General features: G+C 29.7%; 4 protein-coding genes and 1 pseudogene. 2 read left to right on the forward strand and 3 right to left on the reverse strand.

Annotated elements, in window-relative coordinates; all coding sequences use genetic code 11:
- Positions 1-210, reverse strand: a 210-nt coding sequence (locus tag CD127_RS10940; protein WP_142381314.1) for a TetR/AcrR family transcriptional regulator, incomplete at its 3' end; no start/stop codon positions are given.
- A 134-nt stretch (positions 211-344) separates the two neighbouring features.
- Between CD127_RS10940 and CD127_RS10945 the strand changes: the two genes are divergently transcribed.
- Complete coding sequence (locus tag CD127_RS10945; RefSeq protein ID WP_103366736.1) at positions 345-1073, forward strand: ABC transporter ATP-binding protein; 729 nt, start codon at positions 345-347, stop codon at positions 1071-1073.
- Positions 1070-2153: pseudogene (locus CD127_RS10950) on the forward strand (ABC transporter permease). The gene CD127_RS10945 and the pseudogene CD127_RS10950 overlap by 4 nt, the downstream one beginning before the upstream one ends.
- Positions 2154-2235: 82 nt before the next feature.
- Here CD127_RS10950 and CD127_RS10955 read toward each other — a convergent pair.
- Positions 2236-2832 (reverse strand): thioredoxin domain-containing protein, encoded by a 597-nt coding sequence (locus CD127_RS10955; RefSeq protein WP_103366737.1) that lies wholly within the window; start codon positions 2830-2832, stop codon positions 2236-2238.
- A 24-nt stretch (positions 2833-2856) separates the two neighbouring features.
- A complete protein-coding gene (locus CD127_RS10960; protein WP_103366738.1) occupies positions 2857-3216 on the reverse strand; it encodes a DUF4467 domain-containing protein in 360 nt (119 codons plus the stop codon).
- Positions 3217-3462: the final 246 nt, after the last annotated feature.

The following is a 3462-nucleotide window of genomic DNA, read 5'->3' on the forward strand; positions in this document are numbered from 1 at the left end:
TTTTAATAGTGACTTTAGATAACTATAAATAAAATTATTTTTATCTTTATAATGGGCATAAAACGTAGTTCTACTTATACCACTCTCTGTACAAATATCTTTAATGGTAATTTTTTCAAATTCCTTTTTTTCTAATAAGCTAATCATGCCATTTTTAATATTATTCATAGTATTCACTACGCGTTTATCAGTTATTTCAATATCATTCATTTAAGTATTCTCCTTTTTCCAAACATTTAATTATAAAATGTTCAGTTATTATAAAAATTAATTCACATTTACTTAAAAGGATTTATATTTAATATATAGAATTGATAAAACATGTCAATATAGGGGGAATAGCTATGACCGAGAGTATTGCTAGTTTACATGACGCTGTGAAAACATATGGTAAACATAAAGTGTTGAACCAAATAAGTTTAAATATTCATAAAGGCGAACTTCTTGGCTTAATTGGACCTAGTGGTTGTGGTAAGACAACTACTATTAAATGTTTATTAGGTATGGAAAAGCTTGAGTCAGGATCTACTGAAATTTTTAATAAAAAAATGCCTAACCGCAAAATACTGAACAAAATTGGATATATGGGTCAAACTGATGCCTTATATGAAACATTAACTGCATATGAGAACCTTGAATTTTTTGGTCATTTAGCTGGGTTAAAAGGACAGCAATTAGAAAATAATATACAAGAAAGTATGAAATTAGTCGATTTAAAAGAAGCATTGAACAAGAAAGTCGCAAACTTTTCAGGAGGCATGAAACGTCGATTATCTTTGGCAATCACATTACTTGCACAACCAAACTTGGTTATCTTAGATGAACCTACAGTGGGTATAGATCCTAAACTGCGAAATCAAATTTGGGGACAATTAAAAAATATGACTAAAGAAGGTAAAAGTGTCATCGTTACAACTCATGTTATGGATGAAGCTGAACGTTGTGACAAAGTTGGATTAATTGTAGAAGGCCAACTATTCGCTTTAGACTCACCAGATCAATTAAAAAAACAATTTAATGTTAATAAGATTGAAGAAGTATTCATTAAAGCTGAGGAGGTAAGTCAATCATGAAATTACTGGCTATTATCAAAAGAGTGATGAAAGAACTACTAAGAGATAAACGTACACTCGCTTTGATGTTCCTAGCTCCAATCGTTATACTTACGCTTATGTATTTTATATTTAATGGCGATGAAGAAAATCTCGAACTTGGCGTCGATAAATCTGTATCTTCTCAGATTGTTAATAATTTACCAGATAAAAATTTAAATATTAAAAACTACCATTCAACAAATAACATTAAGTCAAAAATTGAGAAGGACGATTTAGATGGATTTATTTATCAAGATAATAAAGAATTGCATGTTGTTTATACGAATGAAGATCCTAATAAAACGTCAGCTATTAAACAAATAGTTGGTCAGTCATTGCAAAAAGCTAAAATAAACGGTGTTAAGAAAGTTTTAGAAAAAAATGCCAATGGCGGCTAATAAAGATAAAGATGCAACTATTTCTATCCATAATAAGTATTTATATGGAAATTCTGATAGTAGTTACTTTGATAAAATGTTCCCTATTTTGATGGGATTCTTTGTATTTCTATTTGTCTTTTTAATTTCAGGGATTGCTTTACTAAGAGAGCGAACAACTGGTACCCTTGAACGAATTTTAGCAACATCAATACGTCGTAGTGAGATTGTAATGGGCTATCTGATAGGTTACGGCATTTTCGCTATTATTCAAACTTTAGTCATTGTTTTATTCTCTATTTATTTACTTAATATAAATGTTGCTGGTAGCTTATGGTATGTTATTTTAATCAATATTGCCTTAGCTATCACTGCTTTATCGATGGGTATTTTCATTTCAACTTTCGCCAATTCTGAATTCCAAATGATTCAATTTATACCTTTAATTGCAGTGCCTCAGGTCTTCTTTTCTGGCATCTTTCCTCTTGAAAACATGCCAAATTGGTTAAGTAATATTGGTTATCTATTTCCATTGCGTTACGCTGGAGACGCATTAACTAATATCATGATTAAAGGACAGGGATGGGCTCATATATGGTTAGATTTATTAATCCTTGTTCTTTTTATCACAGTATTTATTATCCTAAATATTATAGGTCTTAAACGATATAGAAAAGTATAATTAAGAAATCTTAAAAAGAGACTACAGCAAAAGGCAGATACACTCATGCCTATCCTGTAGTCTCTTTTCTAATTATTTAATTTTATAAATATTTCTTCCAGTTTTCTAGTTTGTATGGATCGTCTACTTTTTTACCATTAATAAACACTGTTGGTACAGATTTGATGTGGTCCTCTTTTGTTTGTTTTTTCTGTTCATCTGCTTTTTTCCATGCATCACTATTTTTAGTTTTATATTCTTCTTTAATACTCTCTTTGTCATTTTGTGAAATGTCTAATTTATCAATTTCTTTATCTAAGAAGTCCTCTGTTAACCATTTTTTATCTTCATCTTGTTGTTGCGCATAAACGTTATGTTGGAAAGTTAAATATTCTTTAGGTGCAATTTTTTCTACTGCATTACCAGCTCTTGATCCTATTAAAGAATCTTTCGCTAAAAATCCAGCATTCACAAATTGATACTCTACTTTATTTGTATCAATATATTGTTTTTTGATGGTAGGCATCACTTTTTCTTCCACTTTTTTACAATATGGACATTTATAATCTCCATATTCAACGATTAATATTTTGCCATTCTTAGTTTTAGGTGGTGTTTGTTCTTTCTTGTTATTAGAACATGCCCCAATAACTAGAAGTAGCAAAATGAATGCGCCACCCGCTAATAATATCTTTTTCATAGGTGCTCCTTTAATAATGTAATATTAATTCATATTTTCTTCTTTGTAGTCTGGATCGTGACCTTCAACATATTTTTTGGTATCAAAGTTTTCCATGTATTTTGCTTTCTTACCATCAAATTGATATGTATAGTAATGAACTTCTTCATTGTTACTTAGAGGCTTATACGCTAATACTACGTACTTTCCTTTTTCAAATACATAGATATTGGCGTCTTTTTTATCAAAGTGTTTAACCACATCGCCTTGGTCATTTTTGGCAAGTCGTTCTTGTTTCTGGTCTTGTAACTTCACCGCTTTATCTATTTTACCAGTGTATTTATCATTACCACACCCTGCTAAGAGCAGTGCGCATACACCTATCGTTACTATTAATTTCTTCAATCAAATTCACTCCTACAACTCAGTTCGATATATTACCAGTTTCAATAATATTATTACTGCAAATTCTATCATACAATGCTTTTGGTTTGAGCGCTAGATGATTAAAAATCAATTTTTTATAATTTTTCAAGTTATTATTTTTTAAAAATTAATTCCAACATACTACTAAAGTATGAGTGAATATAATAATAAAATATGTGTAATAGTGCAGTTAATTTGATAGAATAGGTTAGAATTCTTAAAAAG

It is taken from the genome of Staphylococcus petrasii, assembly GCF_002902565.1.
GTDB lineage: Bacteria > Bacillota > Bacilli > Staphylococcales > Staphylococcaceae > Staphylococcus > Staphylococcus petrasii.

Bases quoted from the DNA above. Each gene is read 5' to 3' on its own strand.
- CD127_RS10955 (WP_103366737.1), bottom strand. From the start codon at position 2,832: ATGAAAAAGATATTATTAGCGGGTGGCGCATTCATTTTGCTACTTCTA.
- CD127_RS10945 (WP_103366736.1), top strand. From the start codon at position 345: ATGACCGAGAGTATTGCTAGTTTACATGACGCTGTGAAAACATATGGT.